Source organism: Pseudomonas sp. IT-P12 (assembly GCF_949767465.1).
Taxonomy (GTDB): domain Bacteria; phylum Pseudomonadota; class Gammaproteobacteria; order Pseudomonadales; family Pseudomonadaceae; genus Aquipseudomonas.
The window spans coordinates 89,480-115,068 of sequence record NZ_CATKPY010000025.1; the positions used below are offsets into that span (position 1 = coordinate 89,480).

Below are 25,589 nucleotides of genomic sequence, written 5' to 3' on the forward strand. Positions count from 1 at the left end.
AACTCACAATTAGCGGGTTAATTGCTAAGCGAGCTTCTTGGCTAAGTCCTCCGTTTTGGGATGGTAATAACGCATGAGCATGCGCGTGTCCTGATGGCCAGTAATCTTGGTCAGTTCATGTAGCGGGAATATTTCCGCTAGACGCGAGGTTGCCTCATGACGTAGATCGTGGAAGCGCAAATCTATTAGGAACGGATCGGCCTTTATGCGCTTGTCGATCTTGTCTTGGGAGATTTTCTTCTGTTTGAGGTGAAGGAACAGGCCTTCGCTGTAGGCGTTGCGTGCATCGGCGATAGCATCGGCGAACGCTTTAGTAATTGAATCGGGTCTGCTCCGAAAGCAGCGTCCATCGTCCCGCTCGGCAAGGTTTTTCAATATATCCACTGCCTTGCTGGAGAGGGGAACGCCACGTGAAGAGCCGTTCTTGGTCATTGGGAGCAGAGCAACTCGTTTATCTAGATTGACGTTATTGCTCTGCAAGCCAGTTATTTCACTGCGGCGCATCGCGGTTTCCACTGCGAAGGTCATAATTTTTGGTAGCTCGGTTGAGCGAGAGTGACGGCGAATCATTTCGAGCTCGTCCAGATGCTCGCACACGAGCTTTCCATTGTTTTGTGTCCATACATCTGCACTGAGAACCCGTCGCTCGCGTGCGTCGTCAACGCTCGGTTGGCGGATTAGTTCTACCGGATTGCTTAGTGACTCCATGCGCCATTCTTTGCGAGCGATGGTGAATACGTGAGAGATCAAGGCCAGCTCGCGGCGTACTGTGGAGGGAGCTAGGCCGTCCCCGAGGCGCTTATCGCGGTAAGTTGCTATATCGGAGCCTCGAATGCTGGCAAGCGAGCGAAGAGCCAGTGGATGACGTTGCATGGCCTGGATACGTGACAGCTCGGAGGCGCTACTGCGTTTTTTGCTGGTCACTTCCTTGGCGTACAACTCCAATGCGCTGGCGAAGGAGGTCGCTTCAGCTTCGCTGCGGCTTACGAATACGCCAGCGTCCATTTCCCGCTCTATCATGGTCGCCCAGGTTTTTGCTTCTACCTGGGTATTGAATGTGCGTGTCTGTTGGGGCCACCCTTTGCGTCTGATCTGGGCGTGCCATTGGTGGGGGCCTTTTTTCCTAAACGTCGCCATCGCTTTTCGCACTGTGCCAAAAATGTGCCATTAACTTTACAGGAACACCCATGGAAGCCGCAAAGCCCTTGCTTATCCGCGAAACCTTCCCCGTCGGCCCTTTGCAGTGCAACTGCACGATCATCGGTGATCCGGTCACGAAAAAGGCGGTGGTGGTCGACCCGGGTGGCAATCACGAATTGATCCTCGCCCGGCTCGACGCGCTGGGCCTGAAGGTGGTCAGCATCATCCACACCCACGCGCACCTCGATCATTTCCTGGCCTCCGGGCAGTTGAAGGAAAAGACCGGCGCGACCCTGCACCTGCACAAGGAAGACCAGTTCCTCTGGGACAACCTGGAAATGCAATGCCAGATGTTCGGGGTGCCTTATACCCCGGTGCCTTCCCCTGATCGCTGGCTGGCCGATGACGAGGAACTGGCCTGCGGCTGCGGCGTAGCGCTGCACACCCCGGGCCACACGCCGGGTTCCATGAGTTTCTGGTTTTCAGAGGCCAAGCTGCTGATTGCCGGAGACACACTGTTCCGTCGCGGAGTCGGGCGCACGGATTTGTGGGGGGGTGATCAGGCGACCATCGTGCGTTCGATCAAGCAGCGTTTGTATACCCTGGACGAGGACGCGACGGTGGTGACGGGCCACGGACCGGACACGCGCCTGGGCGATGAAATGCGCGACAACCCTTTTGTGCGCGCTTGAAGGTCGGCTACGGAATTTTCGGCGTCTGGCGTGATCCAAAGCGCGCAAAGGCCGATGTCCGTTGCACCACAGAATGCCAAGAGTAGGAGCTTTTCATGTTCACCAAACAGCGTTTGATTATCGTCGCTACTGCTGTGGCCTTGCTGTCTGGCTGCGCCTCGCCCAACCCTTACGACAACCAGGGTCAGGCTGACGGCGGCTCCGCAGGCATGAACAAAACCGCGAAGTACGGCGGCCTGGGCGCATTGGCCGGCGCACTTGCAGGTGCTGCCATCGACCACAACAACCGTGGCAAGGGGGCGCTGATTGGTGCCGCCGTGGTGGGCGCTTCCGCTGCCGGCTATGGTTACTACGCCGACCAGCAGGAGAAAAAACTGCGCGCCAGCATGGCCAATACCGGTGTCGAGGTGCAGCGTCAGGGTGACCAGATCAAGCTGATCATGCCGGGCAACATCACGTTCGCCACCGATTCGGCGAACATCGCTTCCAGCTTCTACCAGCCGCTGAACAATCTGGCCGGTTCGCTGAAGGAATTCAACCAGAATCAGATCGAAATCGTTGGCTACACCGACAGCACCGGCAGCCGTCAGCACAACATGGACCTGTCCCAGCGCCGGGCCCAGAGCGTTGCGACCTACCTGACCTCGCAGGGTGTGAGCGGTGCCAACCTGAGCGCCCGTGGCGCCGGCCCGGATAATCCGGTGGCGAGCAACGCCGACGTCAACGGCCGCGCACAGAACCGCCGTGTCGAGGTCAACCTCAAGGCGATTCCGGGTCAGCAGTACGGTGGCCAGCAGCAACCGGGGACGGTGCAGCAGTATCCGTAACATCCTGGATTGATAAAAATGCCCGGTCTGATGATCGGGCATTTTTTTGTGTGGCTTTTGCGGGCCCCATCGCGGGCAAGCCCGCTCCCACAGGTTTCGCGGTGCAAACACGATTGGTCCAACACAGCAGATCCCTGTGGGAGCGGGCCTGCCCGCGATGGGGCCGGATCAGACGCTCATCAGTTAGCCTCTTTCACCGCACTGAGAAATGCACAGGTCCGCTCCTGCTGCGGATGCTCGAAGATCTGCGCGGGTGTGCCCTGTTCGTGGATCTGCCCCTTGTAGAAGAAACACACGCGATCGGCGAACTCGCGGGCGAAGCCCATCTGGTGTGTGACCATCAGCATCGTCAGATTGTGTTCGGCGCCGAGCTTGCGAATCACATTGAGTACTTCGCCGCACAGCTCCGGATCGAGCGCCGAGGTCACTTCATCGAACAGCATGACTTTGGGCCGCATCGCCAAGGCCCGGGCAATCGCGACCCGTTGTTGCTGCCCGCCTGACAGCTGCGACGGGTAATGCCCCAGCTTGCTGCCCAACCCCACCAGCTCCAGCAAGTCGGCCGCGCGCTCGCGGGCTTCGGCGGTTTTCATGCCCAGCACCTGCACGGGCGCCTCGATGACGTTTTGCAACGCGGTCATGTGCGGGAACAGATTGAAGCTCTGGAACACCATGCCGATCTTGCCGCGCACGCGGCGGATATGCCGGTCGTTGGCAGGCACCAGCACGCCGTTGCGATTGGGCATGTGCGTCAGCAGATCGTCTTCGATGCGGATGACCCCGTCGTCGATGCCTTCAAGTGTCATCAGCACCCGCAACAGCGTGGATTTTCCCGAGCCGCTGGGGCCGATGATCGCGACTTTCTCCCCGGGTGTGACATCCAGATTCAGGCGGTCGAGCACGGTGAAGTTGCCGTAACTCTTGGTCACGTCCTGGAAGCTGACGATCGGCTTGACCTCGTTCGGTTGATGCATGGCCGTGGCCTCCTGCGGATGCAGCGATGTCAGGTTGCCGCGCCGGGAAAGGTCGTGGGTCGTCGAGAGTGGAGAAGTCATTAGCGTAGCTCCAGGCGCAATTCGAGGCGCCGTACCAGATAAGCCAGGGCGATGCTCAGGGCGAGGAAAAACAGGCCGACCAGGGTGATCGGTTCCAGGTAGCGGAAATTCTCGGAGCCGATGTTCTTGGCCTGTTGCATGATTTCCACCACGGTGATCGCCGACAGCACCGGCGTGTCCTTGAGCATCGCCACCAGGTAGTTGCCCAGCGGCGGCAGGATCGGCCGCAGGGCCTGGGGCAGGATGATGTTGCGGTAGGCGCTGTAGGGGGCGATGTTCAGCGCGGTGACGGCTTCCCATTGCGCCCGAGGCACGGCGTCAAGGCCGCCGCGATACACCTCGGCGATGTAGCAGGCGTAGTGCACGCCAATCCCGATGATCCCGACTTGCATGGCGGTCATGCTCAGCCCGTAGTTGGGTAGCACGTAGTAGAGGAAATACACCTGGATCAGCAGCGGCGTGCTGCGGATGAATTCGATCGTCCCGGCAATTGGCCAGGACAGCCAGTACAGGCGGCTGCGACGGCCGATGGCCAGAAACAGCCCCAGCACGATGGCAATCAGGAAGCCGATCAGGGTGATGCCTACTGTGTTGAGCGAGGCGCGCAGCAGATCGGGGAGGATCTGCCAGGCATACGTCCAGTCGAACAGGGTCATGACAGACCTCCACGCATCCGGCCGCGTGCCAGGCGACGTTCAAGGCCGCGCATGCCGAGGTTGATGGCCTGGGCCAGAATGAAATACATCAGCAGCGCCAGGCTGAAGATCTCCAGGGTTTGGAAAGTGGCCTGGTCCAGTTGCCGAGCGCGGAAGCTCAGGTCGGACAAGGTGATCAGCGAGACCAGCGAGGTGTTTTTCAACAACTCGATCAGCAGGTTGGTGCCCGGTGGAATCGCGGCCAGCAGCGCCTGCGGCAGGATGATCCGGCGAAAGCGCTTGTAGCCGCTGAAGTTCAGCGCGGTCGCCGCTTCATATTGACCCTTGGCCACCGAGCTGATAGCTCCACGCATGACCTCGGCACCATAAGCGCCGATGTGCAGGCCGAGGCCGACAATGGCCACGGCATAGGGGCTCAATTCCACATTGAACGGCGGCAGCGGCAGCACGAAAAACAGCCAGAACAGTTGCACCAGCAGCGAGGTGCCGCGAAACACTTCGATGTACGCGACCGAGAACCCGCTCAGCAACCGCCACGAGGACATGCGCCCGAGTGCGGCGAGAATGGCCGCGACGATCGCCAGGATCGAGCCGAAGAAGGTCACCTGGATCGTGACCCAGGCGCCCTGTATCAACAGCGGAAGTAATTCAGCCATGGTTCAACATCCCGATTAAGCAGGGAAATAGGCATCGCGCCTTAGCGCCATGCCTGTTTCGACTATTGAGCGCAGAGCTCGGCAGCCGTTTTGCTTGTCACGTTGGATTTGTCGAAGCCGAAAGGCGCGACCGCTTTGAGGTGCTCTTCGGAGCCCAGCCACTTTTTCAGTTCGGCGTTGACCGCATCGCGCAGGTCCTTGTCTTCCGGGCGGAAGGCGAGGGCACCGTAACCGGTGTGCGATGGGTCGTCCTTGAACTCGGTGACTGCCTCGACCTTGTCGCCACCCTTGGCAGCCAGCCCCTTCATGGTCAATTGCGTGCCCACGGCGGCATCGGCACGGCCGGCACGCACGGCTTGCAATTGGGCGGTGGTGTCCGGAACCTGGAGGATCTGTGCGTCTTTTACGCCCGAGTCCCGTGCATATTTGAGGTTGACCGTACCGGCCATGATCGCCAGTTTCACATCAGGATTTTTCGCGACGTCTTCATAGCTGTGCAGGTTCTTCGGATTGCCCTTGGCGGTGAGCAACGCATCCGGCAATTGATATTGCGGGTCGGTGAAGATCACTTGCTTGCAGCGTTCCGGGGTGATGTACATCCCGGCGGCAATCACGTCAAAGCGCCCGGCGCGCAATCCCGGGATCAATGACCCCCATTCGGTCAGTACGCCGTTGACGTCCTTGATGCCCATTTTGGCGAAGATGGCCTTGGCGATTTCCGGCGACTCGCCCGTCACCCGACCGTCGGTCTCGGTGTAGGCGAACGGCGTTTCGTTGGCGTAGCCGATGCGGATGCTGCTGTTTTTCGTGATGGTTTCCAGGGTCGTCGCGGCGTGGGCGCTGGCGGCCAGGCCGAAGATGGCGCAAGCCACGAACAGGCGACGCAAAGGATGGGTAGCGCAGGGAAGGGAATTGCTCATCGATAAAATCTCCTGTTTCTTGTGGACCCGTCGTCGACGGCTCTGTGTTAGGAGGCAGTGTGGCAAGAGCAAAGCGTACGGGGACGGGTTCCATGGTTGGACACCGTACCGGCACAGATCGACTGATTTTATTGTGAGGGCCTGACAAGCCCCGGCATCGACCTTGAACCGAGCATACAAAAGCCTCGCCCAACATTGCATTGCACTAGGACAATTGCTTTGCGGCGATTCTCGCGGGATGCTGTCGGCACAGCTGAACACGCGGGTTCCAAGCCGATGGACAAGTGGAAGGCAGCATTGGATATCGCCCGCAGCGGCGAGTCCAAATACAAGATCCTGGTGCAGGCGATCGCCGATGACATCGAAAAGGGTGTGCTGGCCAACGATCAGCGCCTGCCGCCCCAGCGCAATGTTGCCGACGCCATGGGCATCAGCGTGCAAACGGTGACCAATGCCTACAAGGAGCTGGAGCGCCAGGGCCTGGTGCGCTGCGAAGTCGGGCGCGGCAGTTTTGTCTCGCGGCGCATGAGCGATCGGGTCGCCACCTACATTCTCGACAGTCCCGAGCGGGCGCTGGTGGACTTTTCCATCGCGCGCATCCTCCGCACCCGCACGCATGACCAGTTCTGGCGCGATACCTGCCGCGAACTCAGCACAGAGGAGGACCAGCCGTGGATCCATGCCTTCCGACCGATTGCCGGCTTCGAATCGCACCGCGAGGCGGCGATGCACTGGATCGGCCGCCAGGGGCTGCGAGTCGAGCGCGATGACATCCTGATCACCAACGGCGCCGCCCACGGCATTTTTCTCGCCCTGGCTTCATTGGCCGGGCCCGACGATGTGGTGCTCAGCGAAGGCTTGACCGATCACGGTGTGATCGGCAACTCACAGGTGCTGGGATTCACCCTCAAGGGGCTGGACATGGACCGCCATGGCATCGATCCGGAACATTTCGAGGACATGTGCAGCAACGAGCGCATCACCGCCCTGGTGTGCACGCCGAACCTCAATAACCCCACCACCAGCCTGATGCCGGACAGCCGACGTCGGGAAATCGCCGAGATCGCCCGGCGCTTTGGCGTGCATATCATCGAAGATGATGTGTATGGACCGTTGCTGGATGAGCACCGAGCGCCCCCGATCAGCCATTACCTGCCGGAGCTGTCGTTCTATTGCACGAGCATGACCAAGTCGGTGCTCACCGGTTTGCGTACCGGTTACCTGGTGGTGCCCAAGCGTCTTGCGTTGCGCACCGAAAGCATCCTGCGCGTCAACAGCTGGATGGGCACGCCGATGGTGTCCGAGATTGCCGCACGCTGGATTCGCGACGGTCGCGCCGACACGCTGCTGCGTTTGCAGCGCAAACTGCTATCTGTCCGTCAGGCCATGGTCAGCGAGTATCTGGGGGAGTACATCCTCGGCCAGCATCCCCATGCGCTGAACACCTGGGTGGGCATCCCGCCCCACTGGGAGGTCGACGGCCTGGTGCGGGTGTTGCGTCGTCGGCACATTGCCGTCACGTCGCCGGACCCGTTCACAGTCCGTGGCACGCCTCGCGCCCGGGCGGTGAGAGTCTGTGTCGCTGCCGAATGCAGTAATGAAGAGATGCGTGAGGCGCTGATGAGCATGCGCGAGATCTTCGGCCAGTACCCGCAGATCCACGATTTTTGAGGGGGAAAAAGACGGAGGAAAATTTTTCGCCTGAATTGCCCTAGTACATTCAGTGTGACAATCCTGCCCTCTTAGACTGCGCCCAATACCTCATCGGGATGCGGTCATGTCAGCGCTACAGCTCAACGATGTTTATCTCGCCCGCCAGCGCATTGAATCCCTGGTGCGGCGCACGCCGATGGAACATTCGCCGAGCCTGTCGCGCCTGCTCGGTGTGCCGGTCTACCTCAAGCTCGAATCCCAGCAGATCACCGGTAGCTTCAAGCTGCGCGGGGCGAGCAATGCCGTGGCGCAACTCGCTCCCGAGCAACAGGCCCGTGGGGTCGTTGCGGCGTCCACCGGCAACCACGGCCGGGCGCTAGCCTATGCCGCCTCCCGGTTGGGCGTGACGGCGACGATCTGCCTGTCGCAGTTGGTGCCGGAAAACAAGGTGCAGGCCATCCGCGATCTCGGCGCCGAGGTGTGCATCGTCGGCCGCTCCCAGGATGACGCCCAGCGCGCAGCCGAGCGCATTGCTGCCGAGCAGGGCGCAACCCTGCTGCCGCCCTTCGATCATCCGGCGATCATTGCCGGGCAGGCCACGCTGGGGCTGGAAATCCTCGAACAGCAACCGGACGTCGCCCAAGTGCTGGTGCCGTTGTCCGGTGGCGGTCTGTTCGCAGGCGTGGCGCTGGCACTCAAAAGCGCGAACCCGCTGATCGTGACCCACGGTATCAGCATGCAGCGCGGCGCGGCGATGCACGCCAGTCTTCAGGCCGGGCATCCGGTTGAAGTCGAAGAACTGCCGACCTTGGCCGATTCCCTCGGCGGTGGCATCGGCCTGGACAATCAATACACCTTCAGCATGACCCGCGATACCTGCGATCTCCTGCACCTGCTCAGCGAAATCTCGATTGCCAATGCCATCCGCCATGCCTATCGCGAAGAGCGCCTGGTACTCGAAGGCGCGGCTGTGGTGGGGATCGCGGCGCTGCTCGAGGGCCTGATCGAACCCAAGGGCCCGGTCGTGGTGGTGGTCAGTGGACGTAACGTCGATACCGATCAACATCTGCGCGTGCTTGCCGGCGCCGATGCCTGAAACCCAGCCCTAACGAATCCATGGAGCGCCGCATCGATGAGTGAAGTCACCCTGTTGAGCGAAGCCGATCTGCGTGCCTGCGTGGCGCTGGATCTGCTCAGCATCGAAGCCGTCCAGCAAGCCTTCGTGCTGCTGGCCACCGCCGCCGTGGCGATGCCGCCGATCCTGCGCCTGGACATCCCCGAGCACAACGGCGAAGTGGACGTGAAGACCGCGTACCTGCCGGGTCTGGAGCGCTTTGCGATCAAAGTCAGCCCGGGTTTTTTCGACAACCCGAAACTGGGCCTGCCCAGCCTCAACGGCATGATGATGCTGTTGTCGGCGCGCACCGGTCTGCTCGATGCCTTGCTGCTGGATAACGGTTACCTGACGGCCGTGCGCACCGCTGCGGCTGGGGCGGTGGCGGCGCGGGCCCTGTCACGCACCGACAGCCACAGCGTTGCGCTGATCGGTGCCGGCGAGCAGGCCGCGTTGCAGTTGCAGGCGCTGCGGCTGGTGCGACCGATCGACAGCGTGCGCGTATGGGCGCGGGATTCGGACCGGGCGCAGGCGTTCGGTGCCCAGCTGGCGCGTGACAGCGACCTGGTCGTCAAGGCCTGCGCCAGCATCGATGAAGCCATGGACGGGGTCGATATCGCCATCACCTGCACGCCCAGCCGCGAACCATTGATCGACGTGCGCCATCTGCATCCCGGCCTGCACATCACCGCCATGGGCTCGGACGCCGAGCACAAGAACGAGATTTCCCCGCAGGCGCTGGCGCAGGTCGACCGCTATGTGGCGGATCGTCTGAGCCAGACCCGCATCCTCGGCGAACTGCATCACGCGCTGGCGGCCGGTGTCGTCGGCGACGAGTCAGGTTTCGCCGAATTGGGTCAGGTACTGGCCGGCCAACGGCCCGGTCGTACGCACGCCAATCAGGTCACCTTGTGCGACCTCACCGGCACCGGCGCCCAGGACACGGCGATGGCCAATCTGGCGTTCGAGCGTGCGCGCTCGGCCGGCAAGGGTTTGCAGTTCGGCAGTTGACCGGTTTTCCATCCGCGCGTCATTTATTCCGCTTCGTCTACAAGAGGGCAGGTGCATGTCTCAGATAGTCGTCAATCTTCCGTTCACCCGGGAGGAATACGCCCAGCGTCTGGCCAAGGTGCGAGTGGCCATGCAGGCCCAGGGCATCGAGCTGTTGCTGGTTACCGATCCGTCGAACATGGCCTGGCTGACCGGCTACGACGGTTGGTCGTTTTATGTTCACCAATGCGTGCTGCTGGCTCTGGATGGCGAACCGGTCTGGTTCGGTCGCGGCCAGGACGCCAATGGCGCCAAGCGCACGGTGTTCATGCAGCAGCAAAACATCGTCGGTTACCCGGACATCTACGTGCAGTCCCGTGAGCGTCATCCCATGGATTATCTGTCGCGGGAGGTGATCAGCGCTCGGGGTTGGGACGGGCTGACCATCGGCCTGGAGATGGACAACTACTACTTCAGCGCCGCCGCCTACCTGTCGCTGCAGAAAAACCTGCCCAAGGCCCGGTTGATCGATGCGGTGGGGCTGGTGAACTGGCAGCGGGCAATCAAGTCGCCACAGGAAATCGCCTACATGCGCATCGCCGCGCGCATCGTCGAAAACATGCACGGGCGCATTCTCGAGCGCATCGAGCCGGGCATGCGCAAGAACGAACTGGTGGCCGAGATCTACAGCAGCGGCATCCTCGGGGCCGATGGCCATGGCGGCGATTACCCGGCCATCGTGCCGCTGCTGCCCACTGGAGCCGACGCCAGTGCCCCGCACCTGACCTGGGACGACACGCCCTTCGAAAAGGGCGCCGGCACCTTCTTTGAAATCGCCGGTTGCTACAAACGTTATCACTGCCCGTTGTCGCGCACGGTGTACCTGGGCAAGCCGCCGCAACATTTTCTCGACGGCGAGAAAGCCGTAGTCGAAGGCATTGCCGCCGGTCTGGAAGCGGCCAAACCGGGCAACACCACCGGCGACATCGCCGTGGCATTTTTCAAGGTGCTGGAGAAGTTCGGTATTCACAAGGACAGCCGCTGCGGCTACCCGATCGGTATCAGCTATCCGCCGGACTGGGGCGAGCGCACCATGAGTCTGCGTCCCGGCGACACCAGCGTGTTGCAACCGGGCATGACCTTCCACTTCATGCCGGGCCTGTGGATGGATGACTGGGGGCTGGAAATCACGGAGAGCATTTTGATCACCGACAGCGGCGTCGAGACGCTGTGCAACGTACCACGCCAACTGTTCGTGAAGGATTGAGCCATGAGCGACCTGCCTGCCAACCCGATCAGCGCCACGGTGGATTTCGACCGTGAAGGCGTGCAGCACGGCTTTCTCAAACTGCCGTATTCCCGGGACGATTCCGCCTGGGGGGCGGTGATGATTCCGGTCACGGTGATTTCCCGAGGCCATGGCCCGACCGCGCTGCTTACCGGCGGCAACCACGGTGACGAATATGAAGGCCCAGTGGCTCTGAGCAAGCTGGCCCAAGGCTTGACGGCTGCCGAAGTCAGCGGGCGGGTGATCATCATCCCGTTCATGAACACCCCGGCCTTCCATGCCGGGCGACGCACGTCGCCCATCGATCAGGGCAACCTCAACCGCAGCTTCCCCGGCAAACCCGATGGTACGGTGACCGAGAAAATCGCCGATTACTTCACCCGCACCTTGCTGCCCCTGGCCGACATCGTGCTGGACATCCACTCCGGCGGGCGCACTCTGGATTTTCTGCCGTTCGCCGCGTGCCATGTGTTGCCGGACAAACAGCAGCAGGCTCGCTGCGAGGCCGGTATGCGCGCGTTCAATGCGCCTTACAGCATGCGTATGCTGGAACTGGATGCCGGGGCGATGTACGACACCGCTGCCGAATCCCAGGGCAAGGTGTTCGTCACCACGGAGCTGGGGGGTGGCGGTTCGTCCACCGCGCGCAGCGTGGCGATTGCCGAGCGCGGTGTGCGCAACCTGTTGATCCATGCAGGGATCGTTGAGGGTGAGGTCGAGTTCGGGCCAACGATCATGCTCGACATGCCCGATGGCGATTGTTTCATCGCCAGTCAGCACGACGGTTTGCTGGAGATGTGCCGTGACCTGGGCGACACCGTGGAGCAGAGCGACGTGATCGCCCGGGTCTACGATGCCACCCGCAGCGGCGTGCCGCCCGTGGAGTATCGCGCCGCACGCAGTGGCCTACTGGCGGCGCGGCATTTTCCCGGTCTGGTGCAGCGTGGCGATACCATCGCGGTGATTGCCGACGTGTTGAACTAGCACAGATCCACCTGTGGGAGCGGCTTGCTCGCTCCCACAGGGTGCGCTATCCATTCAGGAGATCCCATGCACAAACTCGATCGCTATGACCTGAAAATCCTGCGAATCCTCGCTGAAGACGGGCGTATCACCAAGTCGAGTCTGGCCGAGGCGATCAACCTTTCGGTGACCCCGGCGTGGGAGCGTGTGCGCAAGCTCGAAGCCCTCGGCCTGATCAAGGGCTACCGGGCGCAGATCGAATGGAATTCGGTGTTCAAGAGTCAGCAGGTGCTGGTGGAAATCACTCTGGCTCGGCACACCGCGCAGGACATGCGCCGGTTCGAGCAGCGGATGAGTGAGGCGCCACAGGTTGCGTTCTGCTATGCCACCGGTGGCGGGGTCGATTACATGGCAATGATCCAGGCACCGGACATCGACCATTACCAGCGTTTTATCGACCAGTTGCTGCTCGAAGACCTGGGCATCGAGCGTTACTTCACCTACATCGTCACCAAGACGATCAAGACGGGGGGCGCACTGCCTGCAGAGTTGTCACAAGAATCCTGAACACGGCGAAAACCTCCTGTGGGAGCGGGCTTGCTCGCGAATAGGGACTGTCAGTCGACAGATTGGTTGCCTGGCACAACCTATTCGCGAGCAAGCCCGCTCCCACATTGGATTTGTTCGAACAGGTACACCGCAAAAACTGACCGATTACCCCCGCCCAATCAGAAAAAACCACCTGCCAGCACCCACCCAAACCGCAATTCTCCAGGCCCCCGCTGCCCTAGCATGGACTCCACGCACACGGTTTGGAGTGAACGTCATGACCTACAAACATCCACTGCTGTTCAAGGCACTCTGCTACGTCGATGGCCATTGGGTGCACAGCGACAGTGGTCAGAGCATTGCGGTGCACAATCCGGCTGATCAGAAATTGATCGGTCACGTCCCCATGCTTGATCAGCCGCAGATCGTCGCCGCTGTCGACGCCGCACACCGGGCGTTTGTCGGGTGGCGCGAGCAGAGCCTGGATGCGCGCGGTGCGATTCTGTGGCGTTGGGCGACGTTGATCCTGGAGCATCAGGAGGACCTGGCGCGGATTCTCAGCCTGGAGCAGGGCAAATCCCTGGCCGAGTCCAGAGGTGAAATCGCCTACGCGGCCAGCTTCATTCCGTGGTTCGCCGAAGAAGCCCGGCGTCTGTATGGCCAGAACATTCCGAGCCACATCCCGGGTGCCCACCTGGGCACGGTCAAGGAGCCGGTCGGCGTCTGCGCGTTGCTGACACCCTGGAATTTCCCCTCGGCCATGATCACCCGCAAGGCCGCCGCCGCCCTGGCTGCCGGTTGCACGGTGGTGATCAAGCCGGCCCACGAAACCCCGTACTCGGCATTCGCCCTGGCGCAACTCGCCGAAGAGGCCGGTTTTCCGGCGGGCGTGTTCAACGTGGTGCTGGGTGAACCGCAGATGGCCATGCAAACCCTGGTGCAGGACAAGCGCGTGCGCTCCGTGAGTTTCACCGGCTCGACCCGGGTGGGTCAGCTGGTGCTGCAAGCCGCCGCTCAGGATGTGAAGAAAGTGGCGCTCGAACTGGGCGGCAATGCGCCCTTCATTGTCTGCGCCGACGCCGATCTGACGCTGGCGGTGAAAGTGGCGTTAGAGGCCAAATTCCAGACCTCCGGCCAGGATTGCTGCGCCGCCAACCGGATCATGGTCGAGCGCTCGGTCTACCCGGAATTTCTCCAGCGCTTTGCTGCAGCGGTACGCGAGCTGCGTGTCGGCCCGGCGATGCTTGGTGATCGAGAGCAGCAGGTCGATATCGGCCCGCTGATGCACCAGGCGGCCTTCGACGTGACCGCCGAGCGCGTGGCCGATGCCCTGCAGCAGGGCGCACAACGGCTGGTGGGTGGTGAGGCCCATGCCCTTGGCGGCCTGTTCTACCAACCGACGGTGCTGGCCGATGTCACCCCGAACATGCGCATCTACCGCGAAGAGAATTTCGCGCCGATTGCCGGGGTGATGCCCTTCGACACTCTGGACCAGGCCGTCGAGATGGCCAACGACACCGAATATGGTCTGGCCGCCTACATTTGCTCCAATCGCCTGGACCTGATCTACCCGCTGATCCGTCGCCTCGACCACGCCATGGTCGCGGTCAACGGCGTCAAGTTCACCGGCCATCCGATTCCGTTCGGTGGCATGAAAGCCTCGGGGCTGGGCCGCGAGGGCGGCACCGAAGGCTTCGAAGCCTTTGTCGAAACCAAATACTTCTGCCTGCACCATCAAGGCCAGTTTTAAGGAGATCCACCATGAAGCAAGAACTCGACTCACTGTTCGAACAAGACCGCGCACACTTCATGCATCCTTCGACGCACGCCCATGATCACGCCAGCGGTGCACTCAAGGGGCGCATCATCAAGAGTGCGTCGGGCATTCGCATCCGCGACCACGAGGGCCGTGAACTGATCGATGCCTTCGCCGGCCTCTACTGCGTCAATATCGGCTACGGCCGCACCGAGGTGGCAGACGCCCTCTACAAGCAGGCCAAGGAGCTGGCGTATTACCACACCTATGTCGGTCACTCGACCGAGGCCATCATCGAGCTGTCGAGCCGCATCATTGACTGGGCGCCCCAAGGGATGAAAAAGGTCTACTACGGCCTCTCCGGTTCCGACGCCAACGAAACTCAGATCAAACTGGTGCGTTATTACAACAACGTGCTGGGGCGGCCGCAGAAGAAGAAAATCATCTCCCGCGACCGTGGTTATCACGGCTCGGGCATCATGACCGGCAGTTTGACGGGCCTGCCGAGTTTTCATCAGCACTTCGACTTGCCGGCCGAAGGGATCAAGCACACTGTCTGTCCGCATTGGTATCGCAAGGCTCCCGCCGGCATGGACGAAGCCGCCTTTGTGCGTTACTGCGCCGACGAGTTGGAAAAAATGATCCTGGCCGAAGGCCCGGACACCGTGGCTGCCTTTATCGGCGAGCCCCTGATGGGCACCGGCGGCATCATCGTTCCACCGGCTGGCTACTGGGCGGCGATTCAAGCGGTGCTGAACAAGTACGACGTCTTGCTGATCGCCGACGAAGTGGTCTGCGCTTTTGGTCGCCTGGGTTCGAAAATGGGCAGCCAGCGCTACGGCATGCGGCCTGACCTGATCACCACGGCCAAAGGGCTGACGAGCGCCTACGCACCATTGTCGGCGGTGATCGTCGGCGAAAAAGTGTGGGACGTGATCGAAAAGGCCTCCGAATCCCAGGGCGCCATGGGCCATGGCTGGACCTACTCCGGGCATCCGATCTGCGCGGCGGCGGCCTTGGCCAACCTCGATATCCTGGAACGTGAGAACCTCACGGAAAATGCCGAGAAGGTAGGCGGTTACCTCAATCGCCGGTTGCGTGAAACCCTCGAAGGCCATCCGCTGGTAGGTGAAGTCCGGGGTGATGGCATGCTCGCCGCCGTCGAGTTCATGGCGGATCGGGAGCAGCGCACGCCGTTCGACGCGGTGTTGAAGGTCGGCCCGAAAGTCTCGGCGGCCTGCCTGGAGCGCGGCATGGTGGCTCGGGCGATGCCCCACGGCGACATCCTCGGCTTCGCACCGCCGTTGATTCTGACCGAGGCCGAGGCCGACCTGATCGTGGGCATCGCCAAGGAGGCAATCGATCAGGTAGCGGGAGAGGTGTTGGGCTGAAGCTAATGCAGTGAGGCCCAAGGCCCCATCGCGAGCAGGCTCGCTCCCACAAAGACCTGCGCTCTCTCTGTGGGAGCGAGCCTGCTCGCGATAGGGCCAGTACAGACTGCAAGGATCAAAACTATAAAAAAGCCCCCGAACGATCACTCGTCCGGGGGCTTTTTACTGGCGTAATGCCGGCCTACTTCTTCAAGCCGTAATGCTCATCGAGCATGCCCGGCGCGTTCGGCGCCTTGGGCGCGTAGTCGCGCGGCGGCTCCTGATTGCGCGGTGGCGTCAGGCGTTCACGTGGGGCCACCGTGGCATCGGAGTGCAGCGAGGCCAGCAGGCGTTGACGGGTCTGCTCGTCCAGGGCCAGGCGGTTGGCGCCCTCGGCGAGATGATCCTGCACTTCCTGGTAGCTCTGAGTCAGCTTCTTGACCAGCGATGCGGTGCTGTTGAAGTGGGTGACCACCTCGTTCTGATAACTGTCGAAACGTTCCTGAATGTCATCCAGCTGACGTTGCGTGCTGCTCGGCGCAGCATTCGGCACCAGGCGAGCGATCAGGAAACCAATGGCGACACCCACAACCAGGGCAAGAGTCGGCAACAACCAAACTAAGAGCGAGTGTTCCACGAGTCCTTCCTCTATAAACGGCTTTGCTTTACGTTAACGGCTCGAACCTGCGCTGTATACCGCGATTCGCTCGCAATACACCGGCACAGACAATTTGCTAGACGAGTCGACCCGATTCAAGGTCACGGAGTTCCTTTCTTGCTTATGCGCGAAACCCCTGTAGTGATTGATGGCCCGGTGGGTCAACTGGAAGCCCTTTACCTTGAGACAGAGACGCCCCGCGGCCTGGCACTGATCTGCCATCCGAACCCGGTGCAGGGCGGCACCATGCTCAATAAAGTCGTGTCGACCCTGCAGCGCACCGCGCGCGATGCCGGCTTGATTACCTTGCGTTTCAATTACCGCGGTGTCGGTGCCAGCGAAGGCACGCATGACATGGGCACTGGCGAGGTCGACGACGCCCAGGCCGCAGCCGCCTGGCTTCGGGCGAAGCATCCGGACCTGCCGCTGACCCTGTTCGGCTTCTCCTTCGGTGGTTTTGTCGCCGCCAGCCTCGGTGGGCGCCTGGAAGCAGGTGGTGAGCAGCTCAAGCACCTGTTCATGGTCGCACCGGCGGTCATGCGCCTCGGCGATCAGGATCAGTTGCCGCAGCAGGGCGAACTGACCCTGATCCAGCCGGAAACCGACGAAGTCATCGATCCGCAAGTCGTCTACGACTGGTCCTCGACACTCCAGCGCCCCCATGAGCTGCTGAAAGTGGCAGAATGCGGACACTTTTTTCATGGCAAGCTGACCGATCTCAAGGATCTGATCCTGCCGCGTCTCTCGAAATGATTGCAGTCTGACAAGCGATTACCCATGACGACTCGTACCCGTATCCTCACCGGCATCACCACCACCGGCACGCCGCACCTGGGCAACTACGCCGGTGCCATCCGCCCGGCGATCGTCGCCAGCCGTGACAGCAATGCCGATTCGTTCTACTTCCTGGCGGACTACCACGCCCTGATCAAATGCGATGACCCGCTGCGCATCCAGCGCTCGCGCCTGGAGATCGCCGCGACCTGGCTGGCCGGTGGCCTCGATGTGGACCGCGTGACCTTCTATCGCCAGTCCGACATTCCGGAAATCCCCGAGCTGACCTGGCTGCTGACCTGCGTCGCCGCCAAGGGCCTGCTCAACCGTGCCCACGCCTACAAAGCCTCGGTGGACAAGAACGTCGAGAGCGGCGAAGACCCGGATGCCGGGATCACCATGGGCTTGTACAGCTACCCGGTGCTGATGGCCGCCGACATCCTGATGTTCAACGCGCACAAGGTGCCGGTAGGGCGCGACCAGATTCAGCACGTGGAAATGGCCCGTGACATTGGCCAGCGTTTCAACCATCTGTTTGGTCAGGGCAAGGAGTTCTTCACCCTGCCCGAAGCGCTGATCGAGGAAAGCGTGGCCACCTTGCCAGGCCTCGACGGGCGCAAGATGTCGAAAAGCTACGACAACACCATCCCGTTGTTCAGCAGCGCCAAGGACATGAAAGACGCGATTTCGCGGATCGTGACCGACTCCCGCGCACCGGGCGAAGCGAAAGATCCGGACAACTCGCACCTGTTCACCCTGTACCAGGCGTTCGCCACGCCGGCGCAGGCCGACGCGTTCCACAGCGAACTGTTGCAGGGACTGGGCTGGGGCGAGGCGAAGAATCGCCTGTTCCAGTTGCTCGACAACGAACTGGGCGAATCCCGCGAGCGTTATCACCAGTTGATCGAACGCCCGGCGGATCTGGAAGACATCCTGCAACATGGCGCGAAAAAGGCCCGTGCGGTGGCGACGCCCTTCCTCAACGAACTGCGTGAAGCAGTGGGTCTGCGTTCCTTCGTGGCCCAGACACAAGTCGCGGCGACCAGCAAAAAGAAAGCCGCGAAAGCCGCGCGTTTTGTCAGCTTCCGTGAAGACGACGGCAGTTTCCGCTTCCGTCTGCTGGCGGCCGATGGCGAGCAACTGCTGCTGTCGCGCCACTTCGCCGACGGCAAGACCGCAGGCCAGGTGACCAAGCAACTGCAAGCGGGCCAGCCACTGGACGTGCGCAGTGAAGCCCTGAGCTTCAGCGTCTGGCTGGAGGGCGAGTGCGTCGCCGACAGCCCGGCCTTCGCCGACGGTGCCGCTCGGGACCACGCTATCGACGCCCTGCGGGTCGCCCTGACGCCGGTTCAGGCGTAAACAATGGCTCGGCCCGACCAAGGGCTGATTGCCATTCCTCTGGGCCGTCGCTACAGTGACGGCCCGTTTTTGTTGCCTTGCTAACGAATTATGACGCCCCTAGAACGATACCAAGCTGATCTGAAACGCCCGGAATTCTTCCATGACGCCGCGCAGGAAACGGCTGTGCGTCATTTGCAGCGCCTGTACGACGACCTGATCGCGGCCGATCAGAACAAGCCGGGTCTGCTGGGCAAACTGTTTGGCAAGAAGGATCAGACCCCGGTCAAGGGCCTGTACTTCTGGGGCGGCGTAGGGCGCGGCAAGACCTATCTGGTCGACACGTTCTTTGAAGCGCTGCCGTTCAAGGAAAAGACCCGCACGCACTTCCACCGCTTCATGAAGCGCGTGCACGAAGAAATGAAAACCCTCGGCGGCGAGAAGAACCCGCTGACCATCATCGCCAAGCGTTTTGCCGCCGAATCGCGGGTGATCTGCTTCGATGAATTCTTCGTGTCCGACATCACCGACGCGATGATCCTCGGCACGCTGATGGAAGAGCTGTTCAAGAACGGCGTGACCCTGGTCGCCACGTCGAACATCGTGCCGGACGGCCTGTACAAGGACGGCCTGCAACGTGCGCGTTTCCTGCCAGCCATCGCGCTGATCAAGCAGAACACCGAGATCGTCAACGTCGACAGCGGCGTCGATTATCGTCTGCGTCACCTCGAACAGGCGGAGCTGTTCCATTTCCCGCTGGACGAGGCGTCCCAGGAAAGCCTGCGCAAGAGCTTCCGCGCCCTGACGCCGGAATGCACGGCGGCGGTCGAGAACGATGTGCTGATCATCGAGAACCGCGAGATCCGCGCCTTGCGCACCTGCGACGACGTGGCCTGGTTCGACTTTCGCGAACTGTGCGACGGCCCGCGCAGCCAGAACGACTACATCGAGCTGGGCAAGATCTTTCACGCGGTGCTGCTCAGCGGCGTCGAACAGATGAGCGTCACCACCGACGACATCGCCCGCCGCTTCATCAACATGGTCGACGAGTTCTACGACCGTAACGTCAAGTTGATCATTTCCGCAGAGGTCGAACTCAAGGATCTCTACACCGGCGGTCGTTTGAACTTCGAATTTCAGCGCACCCTCAGCCGCCTGCTGGAAATGCAGTCCCACGAGTTCCTGTCCCGGGCGCATAAGCCCTAGGCAGACTCGCGAACGGCGTCCTCCACCATCAGGCCCACGGGGCCGACGATGGCGGAGGAAAACGCCTGCAACGCCCGACAACCATCGAGCGCTGACGCTGCCGCCGGGTGGACTCAATGGGTGATCAGAAAGCCGATAAACGGAATGATCAGCAGCGTACTGATGGCCATGGACAGCACATTGCCGATGAAGCCATGCATGTCGGCCGGCAGCCGTCTGGCCAGTTCACAGGCCAGGGGTGGGGCAATCAAGGCCCCCAGCAGAGCGCTCATGACGATCACCTGCCAACTGCCGCCATACGTCAGCAGTGCTGCCGGCACGACTGAAACCAACGGAATGTAGGTGGGGTACCAGCCATGCACCATCCAGTGGCGACGCCAGATCACGATGCCCAGGGCTGATGTCAACGCCTGGGCGCCGATCAGTTGTGGCAGCAACAGCGAACCGTAGACCGGACTCGCCGGATTCAGGGTGAACGCCAGCAGCGCACCGAGGATCAGGCCGAGACTGGCCCACTCGTTGCCATAGAACGGCGCTTCCGAAAAGTCCGCGAGGACTCGGCGCAGGCTCCAGATCACGCCGTAGTCGGGCGTTTCGCGGGTGGCAGGTTCGGCAGGCGGCTCCACGGGTTTCACCGGGTTCACCAGACCCGACCGATAGCGACAGAGCAGGAAGGCCAGGACGCTGGCAAGCGCCATGCCCGAGACATTGCCAATCACCACCGGCAACCCCAGCGGATTGCACACGTAATTGACCATCAGCAGGCACACCGGCGTCACCAGCACGGCGCCCATGATTGCGCCGTTGATCGTGACCTTCCAGCCGCCACCGAACATCAGCACCATCGCCGCGGGCAGTGAAACGAACGCGACAAACGTGGGTTGCCAACTGGCGGCGGTCACCGTCCAGCCCCAGAGCAGATTGCTCAGCAGCAACCCGAGCAACGAACTGGTCACCAGCCACGGCCACAAGCCGCTGCCGTAGCAGATGGCAAAGCCTTGCCAGCGCTGCCGTGTGCGGTTTGCCCAATAGGCCAGGTAGGCGCCGGCCAGCAGGCCAATGGAAGCGAATTCGTGCTTGTAGAACGCCACTTCACTGATATCGCCAAGCACCCAGCGCAGCCAGGCCCGCGGATCGGGAAGGGCCGTCAGCAGATCGTGGTAACCCGGCCAAGGGGCCGACCAGTGCGTGCGGTGAGTGAGTGACAGCCAGAGCACCAGCAGTGCGGTGCCGATCATCAGCAGGATGACCGCCGTGTCCAACAGCGATCGTTGGCCCGGACGGTTTTTCTCGGTCGAGGAGTGCATGAGTCAGGCCTCCTGTCAGCGCGGGAGGCATGAATGTTGGCGATAACCGAGCATCTGATCGTAGAGATCGGCGCGACGGTCACGATGCAGGTCGTTCAGGTTGTTCCAGATCGGCGCACTGCGGGCGCTGGTCAGGTCGATGTCGGCAAACAGGATTTCCTGCTGGTCCGCCGAGGCCACCGCACCCAGCGGCCAGCCATGGGTCCCGGCGATCAGCGAACAACCCAGGTAACGGGCACCTCGCTCTTCGCCGATGCGGCTGGCCGCAGCGATAAACACATTGTTTACGTGCGCCGCCGTCATCGTCAGGTACGACGCCATGCATTTACCGGCCTCATCGAACAGCGGTGGTGGCGTCCAGACCCAGTTGTTCAGGCTGCAGATGATGTCCGCACCTTGTTGGCTGAGGATGCGCGGCACTTCCGGAAACCAGATGTCCCAGCAGATCAGCAGGCCGATACGGCCGATCGGCGTATCAAATACCGGAAACCCCAGGTCGCCCGGGGTGAACCAGAGTTTTTCCAGGTTCCACAGATGCGCTTTGCGGTACTTGCCGATGAAGCCGTCCGGCCCGACCAGCACCCCGGTGTTGAACAGCCGCATGCCATCGCGTTCGGTCAAGCCGGCAACGAGGTAGATACGGTGCTTGCGGGCGAAGTCGATCCAGAGTCGCACGCTGGGCCCGTCGGGCACGCCTTCGGAGTGCGCAAATGCATCCTGTCGGTTGTTGAAAAAATAGCCCGTGCTGCTCAGCTCCGGCAGGACGATGAGGTTGGCGCCGCCCTTGACCGCTTCCTCGGCCAATTCCAGGCTGCGATGCAGATTGTCCTGGCGATTCTCGACGCCGACCTGCGGACTGAATTGCACGACTGCGACACGAACAGGGCTCGTTGGCTCGCTCATTCCGATGACCTCTTTTTATTGTTATTCGCGTTGTTTAACCGCGTGTTTATTAGGTGTTGAAACGAGGAGGGAGGAACAGTCAGCGGATTCCGGGCAGGTTGTAGTCCTTGTCCGAATATGTGCGAAGTATTTCGAGCAGGCTGTGCAGGGAGGGTGTACGACAGAGCCCATGCACTGGGTGCACAGGCTCTGGAATGGAGGTGTCAGTTTTCAAGCCGGTAGTGCGGGAGGTCGCTCAGGGTGAAGCCACCGTTGAAGCTCGCTGCGGTCTTGTTGCAGATATGGATCACCGCATTTCGTTCACGCCGCCTGCTGGAACTGTTGGCGATACTGGTTCGGCGACAACTCCGTGTGCTGGCGGAACAGGCGGGCGAAGAAACTCGCGTCGTCGTAGCCCACTTCATAGCTGATGGTCTTGATGCTTTTGCGGCTGCCGGACAACAGGCCCTTGGCGGTTTCGATGCGCAGTCGCTGCAGGTAGTGCAGCGGCTTGTCACCGGTAGCCGTCTGGAATCGGCGCATGAAGTTGCGAATGCTCATGCCGTGCTCGCGCGCGACGTCTTCGAAGCGGAACTTGTCGGCAAAATGTTCTTCGAGCCAGTGCTGGATCTGCAGGATGATCACGTCCTGGTGCAGCTTCTGCCCGCCGAAACCGATACGCCCCGGCGAATAGCTGCGCTGCACTTCATAGAGGATGTCGCGGGCCACGGCCTGGGCGACGTTGGCGCCGCAAAAGCGCTCGATCAGGTAAATGTAGAGGTCGCATGCCGAGGTGGTGCCGCCTGCGCAATACAGGTTGTCGGCGTCGGTCAGATGTTTGTCCTGATTGAGATGGACCCGGGGGAAGCGTTCGGCGAAGGCGTTGAAGAAACGCCAGTAGGTGGTCGCTTCCTTGCCGTTGAGCAACCCCGCTTCGGCCAGCCAGAACACCCCGGTGGCTTCGCCGCACAGGACCGCGCCGCGAGCATGCTGCTGGCGCAGCCATGGCAGCACCTGGGGATAACGTTGGCACAGGGTTTCGAAATCGTCCCAGAACGCCGGGAGGATGATCACATCGGCATCTTCCAGGCCGCCGTCCACGGGCATGATCACATCGCTGAAGCTGTTGACCGGTTTGCCATCGGGGCTGACCAGGCGCGTTTCGAACGCCGGTGTCAGGCCCAGGCCCAGTTGTTTGCCGTAGCGCAGGCTGGCCAGGTGGAAGAAATCCTTGGCCTGCATGAGAGTGGAAGCGAAAACCCGGTCGATGGCCAGGATGCTGACGCGCCGCAAGGGCGTGGAGGCTTGGTTAGACATAATTCAACTTTATTCTTATAGGGGAAAGTGGTCACCAGACGGCTGGATCGTCTTATTTTTTGTCGGATGTGTCCAGTGTCCTGTATCGGTCGCGCACCTTAGTCTCTGAAGACCAACCCTCTAACAAGAACGACAGGTGCCGCATGATCCCCAGAACCTTGTTCAGTCCCGAGCACGAACTTTTTCGCGACAGCGTGCGCACGTTCCTCGAAAAAGAGGCCGTGCCGTTTCACGCACAATGGGAAAAACAAGGCTATATCGACCGCCAGCTCTGGAACAAGGCGGGGGAGGCGGGAATGCTCTGTTCGCACCTGCCGGAAACCTACGGCGGACTGGGTGCGGACTTTCTCTACAGCGCGGTGGTGATCGAGGAGGTGGGTCGCCTCGGCCTGACCGGCATCGGTTTTTCCCTGCATTCGGATATCGTCGCGCCCTACATCCTGCATTACGGCAGTGAAGCGCTGAAGCACAAGTACCTGCCCAAACTGGTGTCCGGGGAAATGGTCACCGCGATTGCCATGACCGAGCCCGGCGCCGGTTCCGACCTGCAAGGGGTCAAGACCACTGCCGTGCTCGATGGCGACGAATACGTGATCAACGGCTCCAAGACGTTCATCACCAACGGCTACCTGGCGGACCTGGTGATTGTCGTGGCCAAGACTGACCCGAAGGCGGGCGCGAAGGGCACCAGCCTGTTCCTGGTCGAAGCCGACACCCCTGGCTTCGACAAGGGCAAGCGCCTGGAAAAAGTCGGGATGAAGGCGCAGGACACCTCGGAGCTGTTCTTCCAGGACGTGCGCGTGCCCAGGGAAAACCTCCTGGGGCAGGCCGGGATGGGCTTTGCCTACCTGATGCAGGAGTTGCCCCAGGAGCGCCTGACCGTGGCGATCGGCGGCCTGGCCTCGGCCGAGGCGGCGTTGCAATGGACGCTGGATTACACCCGCGAGCGCAAGGCGTTCGGCAAGTCGATTGCCGAGTTCCAGAATACCCGGTTCAAACTGGCGGAGATGGCCACCGAAATCCAGATCGGCCGGGTCTTCGTCGATCACTGCCTGGAGTTGCACTTGCAGGGCAAGCTCGACGTGCCGACTGCAGCGATGGCCAAGTACTGGGGAACCGACCTGCAATGCAAGGTGCTCGACGAATGCGTGCAGTTGCACGGCGGCTACGGCTTCATGTGGGAATACCCGATCGCCCGGGCCTGGGCCGATGCGCGGGTACAGCGGATTTATGCCGGCACCAATGAAATCATGAAGGAGATCATTGCGCGGGCGCTTTGATCGGCGTTTGACCGCTGTGGCCCCATCGCGAGCAGGCTCGCTTCCACAAGGGTTCTGAGTGTTAGCACAATATGTGTCCACACCCAGAACTGTGTGGGAGCGAGCCTGCTCGCGATAGGGCCTGACGATCCATCAAGGAGCCGGGTTCGGGTGATCCTTGTGAATCGCCTCGATCCCCGCCAGGACTTCATCCGACAGCTTCAGGTCGAAACTGGCAATGTTGCTGTCCAGTTGCTCCAGGGTCGTTGCGCCGATGATGTTGCTGGTCACGAACGGTTGCTGGGTCACGAAGGCCAGGGCCATTTGCGCCGGGTCCAGGCCGTGTTCACGGGCCAGTGCCACGTAACGGCTGCACGCCGCTTCGGACTGCGGATTGAAATAGCGGCTGAAGCGGCTGTAGAGGCTCAGGCGACCTTTCGGCGGACGGGCGCCCCCTTCGTACTTGCCCGACAGGAAGCCGAACGCCAGCGGCGAGTAGGCGAGCAGGCCGCACTGTTCGCGGATGGCGATTTCCGCCAGGCCCACTTCGAAGCTGCGGTTGAGCAGGTTGTACGGGTTCTGGATCGACACGGCGCGCGGCCAGCCCCGGGCTTCGGCCAGTGCGAGGAAGCGCATGGTGCCCCACGGCGTTTCGTTGGACAGGCCGATGTGGCGGATCTTGCCGGCTTTAACCTGTTCGTCCAGCGCTTCGAGGGTGTCCTCCAGTGGCGTCAGGTTGGCTTCGATCTTGTGCTTGTAGCCGAGCTGGCCGAAGAAGTTGGTGCTGCGTTCCGGCCAGTGCAATTGATAGAGGTCGATGTAGTCGGTCTGCAGGCGCTCGAGGCTTGCGTCCACGGCTTCGGTGATGTGCTGGCGGTTGTGCCGCAGGTTTTTGTCGCGGATGTAGTCGATGGTGTTGCCGGGGCCGGCGATCTTGCTCGCCAGGATCCAGTCGGCGCGATCACCGCGGCGCTTGAAGTAGTTGCCGATGTAGCGCTCGGTGGTCGCGTAGGTCTCGGCCTTGGGTGGCACCGGATACATCTCGGCGGTGTCGATGAAGTTGATCCCGGCGCTCTTGGCGCGCTCGATCTGGGCAAAGGCTTCGGCTTCGCTGTTTTGCTCGCCCCAGGTCATGGTGCCGAGGCAGAGGGCGCTCACGTTCAGATCGGTACGGCCTAGCTGGCGATAGTCCATCAGGTGCTCCTTGGGCAAAACAATC

At 61.5% G+C, this 25,589-nt stretch carries 24 protein-coding genes; 14 read left to right on the plus strand and 10 right to left on the minus strand.

The genetic code is table 11. The features are described from left to right. Positions 1 to 24: 24 nt before the first annotated feature. Positions 25 to 1,005: a tyrosine-type recombinase/integrase gene (locus ACM6IM_RS23875; RefSeq protein WP_414866483.1), complete on the minus strand. Its 981-nt coding sequence runs from the start codon at positions 1,003 to 1,005 to the stop codon at positions 25 to 27. 182 nt (positions 1,006 to 1,187) lie between these two features. On the opposite strand from ACM6IM_RS23875, the gene ACM6IM_RS23880 reads away from it, so the two are divergent. Then, positions 1,188 to 1,832, plus strand: a complete 645-nt coding sequence (locus ACM6IM_RS23880; protein ID WP_414866484.1) for an MBL fold metallo-hydrolase — start codon at positions 1,188 to 1,190, stop codon at positions 1,830 to 1,832. Positions 1,833 to 1,927: 95 nt separating this feature from the next. Beyond that, positions 1,928 to 2,659: an OmpA family protein gene (locus ACM6IM_RS23885; RefSeq protein ID WP_414866485.1), complete on the plus strand. Its 732-nt coding sequence runs from the start codon at positions 1,928 to 1,930 to the stop codon at positions 2,657 to 2,659. A 179-nt stretch (positions 2,660 to 2,838) separates the two neighbouring features. Here ACM6IM_RS23885 and ehuA read toward each other — a convergent pair whose 3' ends face one another. The 4 genes from ehuA to ehuB all read right to left on the minus strand — a co-directional run bounded on the left by ehuA (position 2,839) and on the right by ehuB (position 5,946). Further along, positions 2,839 to 3,633, minus strand: coding sequence for an ectoine/hydroxyectoine ABC transporter ATP-binding protein EhuA (gene ehuA, locus ACM6IM_RS23890; protein ID WP_207195580.1), 795 nt, complete (start codon positions 3,631 to 3,633; stop codon positions 2,839 to 2,841). Positions 3,634 to 3,713: 80 nt separating this feature from the next. Next, positions 3,714 to 4,370, minus strand: a complete 657-nt coding sequence (gene ehuD, locus ACM6IM_RS23895) for an ectoine/hydroxyectoine ABC transporter permease subunit EhuD (protein WP_192305057.1) — start codon at positions 4,368 to 4,370, stop codon at positions 3,714 to 3,716. Then, positions 4,367 to 5,026, minus strand: a complete 660-nt coding sequence (ehuC, locus tag ACM6IM_RS23900) for an ectoine/hydroxyectoine ABC transporter permease subunit EhuC (RefSeq protein WP_201194343.1) — start codon at positions 5,024 to 5,026, stop codon at positions 4,367 to 4,369. The genes ehuD and ehuC overlap by 4 nt, the downstream gene beginning before the upstream one ends. 62 nt (positions 5,027 to 5,088) lie before the next feature. Beyond that, a complete protein-coding gene (ehuB, locus tag ACM6IM_RS23905) occupies positions 5,089 to 5,946 on the minus strand; it encodes an ectoine/hydroxyectoine ABC transporter substrate-binding protein EhuB (RefSeq protein ID WP_192305061.1) in 858 nt (285 codons plus the stop codon). A 276-nt stretch (positions 5,947 to 6,222) separates the two neighbouring features. Here ehuB and ACM6IM_RS23910 point away from each other — a divergent pair, with 276 nt between their 5' ends. The 8 genes from ACM6IM_RS23910 (at position 6,223) to ACM6IM_RS23945 (ending at position 15,650) form a co-directional block, all read left to right on the plus strand. Further along, complete coding sequence (locus ACM6IM_RS23910; RefSeq protein ID WP_414866486.1) at positions 6,223 to 7,617, plus strand: PLP-dependent aminotransferase family protein; 1,395 nt, start codon at positions 6,223 to 6,225, stop codon at positions 7,615 to 7,617. A gap of 106 nt (positions 7,618 to 7,723) precedes the next feature. Next, positions 7,724 to 8,695: a hydroxyectoine utilization dehydratase EutB gene (gene eutB, locus ACM6IM_RS23915; protein ID WP_414866487.1), complete on the plus strand. Its 972-nt coding sequence runs from the start codon at positions 7,724 to 7,726 to the stop codon at positions 8,693 to 8,695. A gap of 36 nt (positions 8,696 to 8,731) precedes the next feature. After that, complete coding sequence (gene eutC, locus ACM6IM_RS23920; RefSeq protein ID WP_414866488.1) at positions 8,732 to 9,724, plus strand: ectoine utilization protein EutC; 993 nt, start codon at positions 8,732 to 8,734, stop codon at positions 9,722 to 9,724. Positions 9,725 to 9,779: 55 nt separating this feature from the next. After that, positions 9,780 to 10,970 carry an ectoine hydrolase DoeA gene (gene doeA / locus ACM6IM_RS23925; RefSeq protein ID WP_414866489.1) on the plus strand — a complete coding sequence of 397 codons (1,191 nt, stop codon included), beginning with the start codon at positions 9,780 to 9,782 and terminating at the stop codon, positions 10,968 to 10,970. A gap of 3 nt (positions 10,971 to 10,973) precedes the next feature. Further along, positions 10,974 to 11,975 carry a N(2)-acetyl-L-2,4-diaminobutanoate deacetylase DoeB gene (doeB, locus tag ACM6IM_RS23930; protein ID WP_192305069.1) on the plus strand — a complete coding sequence of 334 codons (1,002 nt, stop codon included), beginning with the start codon at positions 10,974 to 10,976 and terminating at the stop codon, positions 11,973 to 11,975. A gap of 66 nt (positions 11,976 to 12,041) precedes the next feature. Continuing rightward, positions 12,042 to 12,521 carry an Lrp/AsnC family transcriptional regulator gene (locus ACM6IM_RS23935; RefSeq protein ID WP_414866490.1) on the plus strand — a complete coding sequence of 160 codons (480 nt, stop codon included), beginning with the start codon at positions 12,042 to 12,044 and terminating at the stop codon, positions 12,519 to 12,521. 259 nt (positions 12,522 to 12,780) lie between these two features. Beyond that, positions 12,781 to 14,253 carry an NAD-dependent succinate-semialdehyde dehydrogenase gene (locus tag ACM6IM_RS23940; RefSeq protein ID WP_414866491.1) on the plus strand — a complete coding sequence of 491 codons (1,473 nt, stop codon included), beginning with the start codon at positions 12,781 to 12,783 and terminating at the stop codon, positions 14,251 to 14,253. 11 nt (positions 14,254 to 14,264) lie between these two features. Beyond that, on the plus strand, positions 14,265 to 15,650 hold the full coding sequence (locus tag ACM6IM_RS23945) for an aspartate aminotransferase family protein (RefSeq protein ID WP_414866492.1): 1,386 nt from the start codon (positions 14,265 to 14,267) through the stop codon (positions 15,648 to 15,650). A gap of 181 nt (positions 15,651 to 15,831) precedes the next feature. On the opposite strand, the gene ACM6IM_RS23950 is transcribed toward ACM6IM_RS23945, so the two are convergent. After that, a complete protein-coding gene (locus tag ACM6IM_RS23950; RefSeq protein ID WP_192305073.1) occupies positions 15,832 to 16,266 on the minus strand; it encodes a YhcB family protein in 435 nt (144 codons plus the stop codon). 144 nt (positions 16,267 to 16,410) lie between these two features. Between ACM6IM_RS23950 and ACM6IM_RS23955 the strand changes: the two genes are divergently transcribed. The 3 genes from ACM6IM_RS23955 to zapE all read left to right on the plus strand — a co-directional run bounded on the left by ACM6IM_RS23955 (position 16,411) and on the right by zapE (position 19,605). Further along, positions 16,411 to 17,040 carry an alpha/beta hydrolase gene (locus ACM6IM_RS23955; protein ID WP_414866493.1) on the plus strand — a complete coding sequence of 210 codons (630 nt, stop codon included), beginning with the start codon at positions 16,411 to 16,413 and terminating at the stop codon, positions 17,038 to 17,040. Positions 17,041 to 17,064: 24 nt separating this feature from the next. Further along, a complete protein-coding gene (locus ACM6IM_RS23960) occupies positions 17,065 to 18,420 on the plus strand; it encodes a tryptophan--tRNA ligase (RefSeq protein ID WP_414866494.1) in 1,356 nt (451 codons plus the stop codon). 90 nt (positions 18,421 to 18,510) lie between these two features. Further along, positions 18,511 to 19,605 carry a cell division protein ZapE gene (zapE, locus tag ACM6IM_RS23965; RefSeq protein ID WP_192305076.1) on the plus strand — a complete coding sequence of 365 codons (1,095 nt, stop codon included), beginning with the start codon at positions 18,511 to 18,513 and terminating at the stop codon, positions 19,603 to 19,605. Positions 19,606 to 19,718: 113 nt separating this feature from the next. On the opposite strand, the gene ACM6IM_RS23970 is transcribed toward zapE, so the two are convergent. The 3 genes from ACM6IM_RS23970 to ACM6IM_RS23980 form a co-directional block, all read right to left on the minus strand. Beyond that, a complete protein-coding gene (locus tag ACM6IM_RS23970; protein ID WP_414866495.1) occupies positions 19,719 to 20,912 on the minus strand; it encodes a hypothetical protein in 1,194 nt (397 codons plus the stop codon). A 15-nt stretch (positions 20,913 to 20,927) separates the two neighbouring features. Next, positions 20,928 to 21,815 (minus strand): nitrilase family protein, encoded by an 888-nt coding sequence (locus tag ACM6IM_RS23975; protein ID WP_414866496.1) that lies wholly within the window; start codon positions 21,813 to 21,815, stop codon positions 20,928 to 20,930. 300 nt (positions 21,816 to 22,115) lie between these two features. Continuing rightward, complete coding sequence (locus tag ACM6IM_RS23980; RefSeq protein ID WP_192306380.1) at positions 22,116 to 23,012, minus strand: GlxA family transcriptional regulator; 897 nt, start codon at positions 23,010 to 23,012, stop codon at positions 22,116 to 22,118. Positions 23,013 to 23,254: 242 nt separating this feature from the next. Between ACM6IM_RS23980 and ACM6IM_RS23985 the strand changes: the two genes are divergently transcribed. After that, positions 23,255 to 24,391, plus strand: coding sequence for an acyl-CoA dehydrogenase family protein (locus ACM6IM_RS23985; protein WP_414866497.1), 1,137 nt, complete (start codon positions 23,255 to 23,257; stop codon positions 24,389 to 24,391). Positions 24,392 to 24,523: 132 nt separating this feature from the next. On the opposite strand, the gene ACM6IM_RS23990 is transcribed toward ACM6IM_RS23985, so the two are convergent. Next, complete coding sequence (locus ACM6IM_RS23990) at positions 24,524 to 25,564, minus strand: NADP(H)-dependent aldo-keto reductase (RefSeq protein WP_201194284.1); 1,041 nt, start codon at positions 25,562 to 25,564, stop codon at positions 24,524 to 24,526. Between the last annotated feature and the right edge of the window lie 25 nt (positions 25,565 to 25,589).

What these genes read in the sequence shown, in the direction of transcription:
- ACM6IM_RS23910 (WP_414866486.1), top strand. Translation starts at nt 6,223, where the DNA reads ATGGACAAGTGGAAGGCAGCATTGGATATCGCCCGCAGCGGCGAGTCC.
- doeB (WP_192305069.1), top strand. Translation starts at nt 10,974, where the DNA reads ATGAGCGACCTGCCTGCCAACCCGATCAGCGCCACGGTGGATTTCGAC.
- ACM6IM_RS23955 (WP_414866493.1), top strand. Translation starts at nt 16,411, where the DNA reads ATGCGCGAAACCCCTGTAGTGATTGATGGCCCGGTGGGTCAACTGGAA.
- ACM6IM_RS23880 (WP_414866484.1), top strand. Translation starts at nt 1,188, where the DNA reads ATGGAAGCCGCAAAGCCCTTGCTTATCCGCGAAACCTTCCCCGTCGGC.
- eutB (WP_414866487.1), top strand. Translation starts at nt 7,724, where the DNA reads ATGTCAGCGCTACAGCTCAACGATGTTTATCTCGCCCGCCAGCGCATT.
- ACM6IM_RS23875 (WP_414866483.1), bottom strand. Translation starts at nt 1,005, where the DNA reads ATGGACGCTGGCGTATTCGTAAGCCGCAGCGAAGCTGAAGCGACCTCC.
- ACM6IM_RS23990 (WP_201194284.1), bottom strand. Translation starts at nt 25,564, where the DNA reads ATGGACTATCGCCAGCTAGGCCGTACCGATCTGAACGTGAGCGCCCTC.
- ehuB (WP_192305061.1), bottom strand. Translation starts at nt 5,946, where the DNA reads ATGAGCAATTCCCTTCCCTGCGCTACCCATCCTTTGCGTCGCCTGTTC.
- zapE (WP_192305076.1), top strand. Translation starts at nt 18,511, where the DNA reads ATGACGCCCCTAGAACGATACCAAGCTGATCTGAAACGCCCGGAATTC.
- ACM6IM_RS23970 (WP_414866495.1), bottom strand. Translation starts at nt 20,912, where the DNA reads ATGCACTCCTCGACCGAGAAAAACCGTCCGGGCCAACGATCGCTGTTG.
- ACM6IM_RS23985 (WP_414866497.1), top strand. Translation starts at nt 23,255, where the DNA reads ATGATCCCCAGAACCTTGTTCAGTCCCGAGCACGAACTTTTTCGCGAC.
- ehuA (WP_207195580.1), bottom strand. Translation starts at nt 3,633, where the DNA reads ATGCATCAACCGAACGAGGTCAAGCCGATCGTCAGCTTCCAGGACGTG.
- doeA (WP_414866489.1), top strand. Translation starts at nt 9,780, where the DNA reads ATGTCTCAGATAGTCGTCAATCTTCCGTTCACCCGGGAGGAATACGCC.
- ehuD (WP_192305057.1), bottom strand. Translation starts at nt 4,370, where the DNA reads ATGACCCTGTTCGACTGGACGTATGCCTGGCAGATCCTCCCCGATCTG.
- ACM6IM_RS23975 (WP_414866496.1), bottom strand. Translation starts at nt 21,815, where the DNA reads ATGAGCGAGCCAACGAGCCCTGTTCGTGTCGCAGTCGTGCAATTCAGT.
- ACM6IM_RS23940 (WP_414866491.1), top strand. Translation starts at nt 12,781, where the DNA reads ATGACCTACAAACATCCACTGCTGTTCAAGGCACTCTGCTACGTCGAT.
- ACM6IM_RS23885 (WP_414866485.1), top strand. Translation starts at nt 1,928, where the DNA reads ATGTTCACCAAACAGCGTTTGATTATCGTCGCTACTGCTGTGGCCTTG.
- ACM6IM_RS23935 (WP_414866490.1), top strand. Translation starts at nt 12,042, where the DNA reads ATGCACAAACTCGATCGCTATGACCTGAAAATCCTGCGAATCCTCGCT.
- ACM6IM_RS23960 (WP_414866494.1), top strand. Translation starts at nt 17,065, where the DNA reads ATGACGACTCGTACCCGTATCCTCACCGGCATCACCACCACCGGCACG.
- eutC (WP_414866488.1), top strand. Translation starts at nt 8,732, where the DNA reads ATGAGTGAAGTCACCCTGTTGAGCGAAGCCGATCTGCGTGCCTGCGTG.
- ehuC (WP_201194343.1), bottom strand. Translation starts at nt 5,026, where the DNA reads ATGGCTGAATTACTTCCGCTGTTGATACAGGGCGCCTGGGTCACGATC.
- ACM6IM_RS23945 (WP_414866492.1), top strand. Translation starts at nt 14,265, where the DNA reads ATGAAGCAAGAACTCGACTCACTGTTCGAACAAGACCGCGCACACTTC.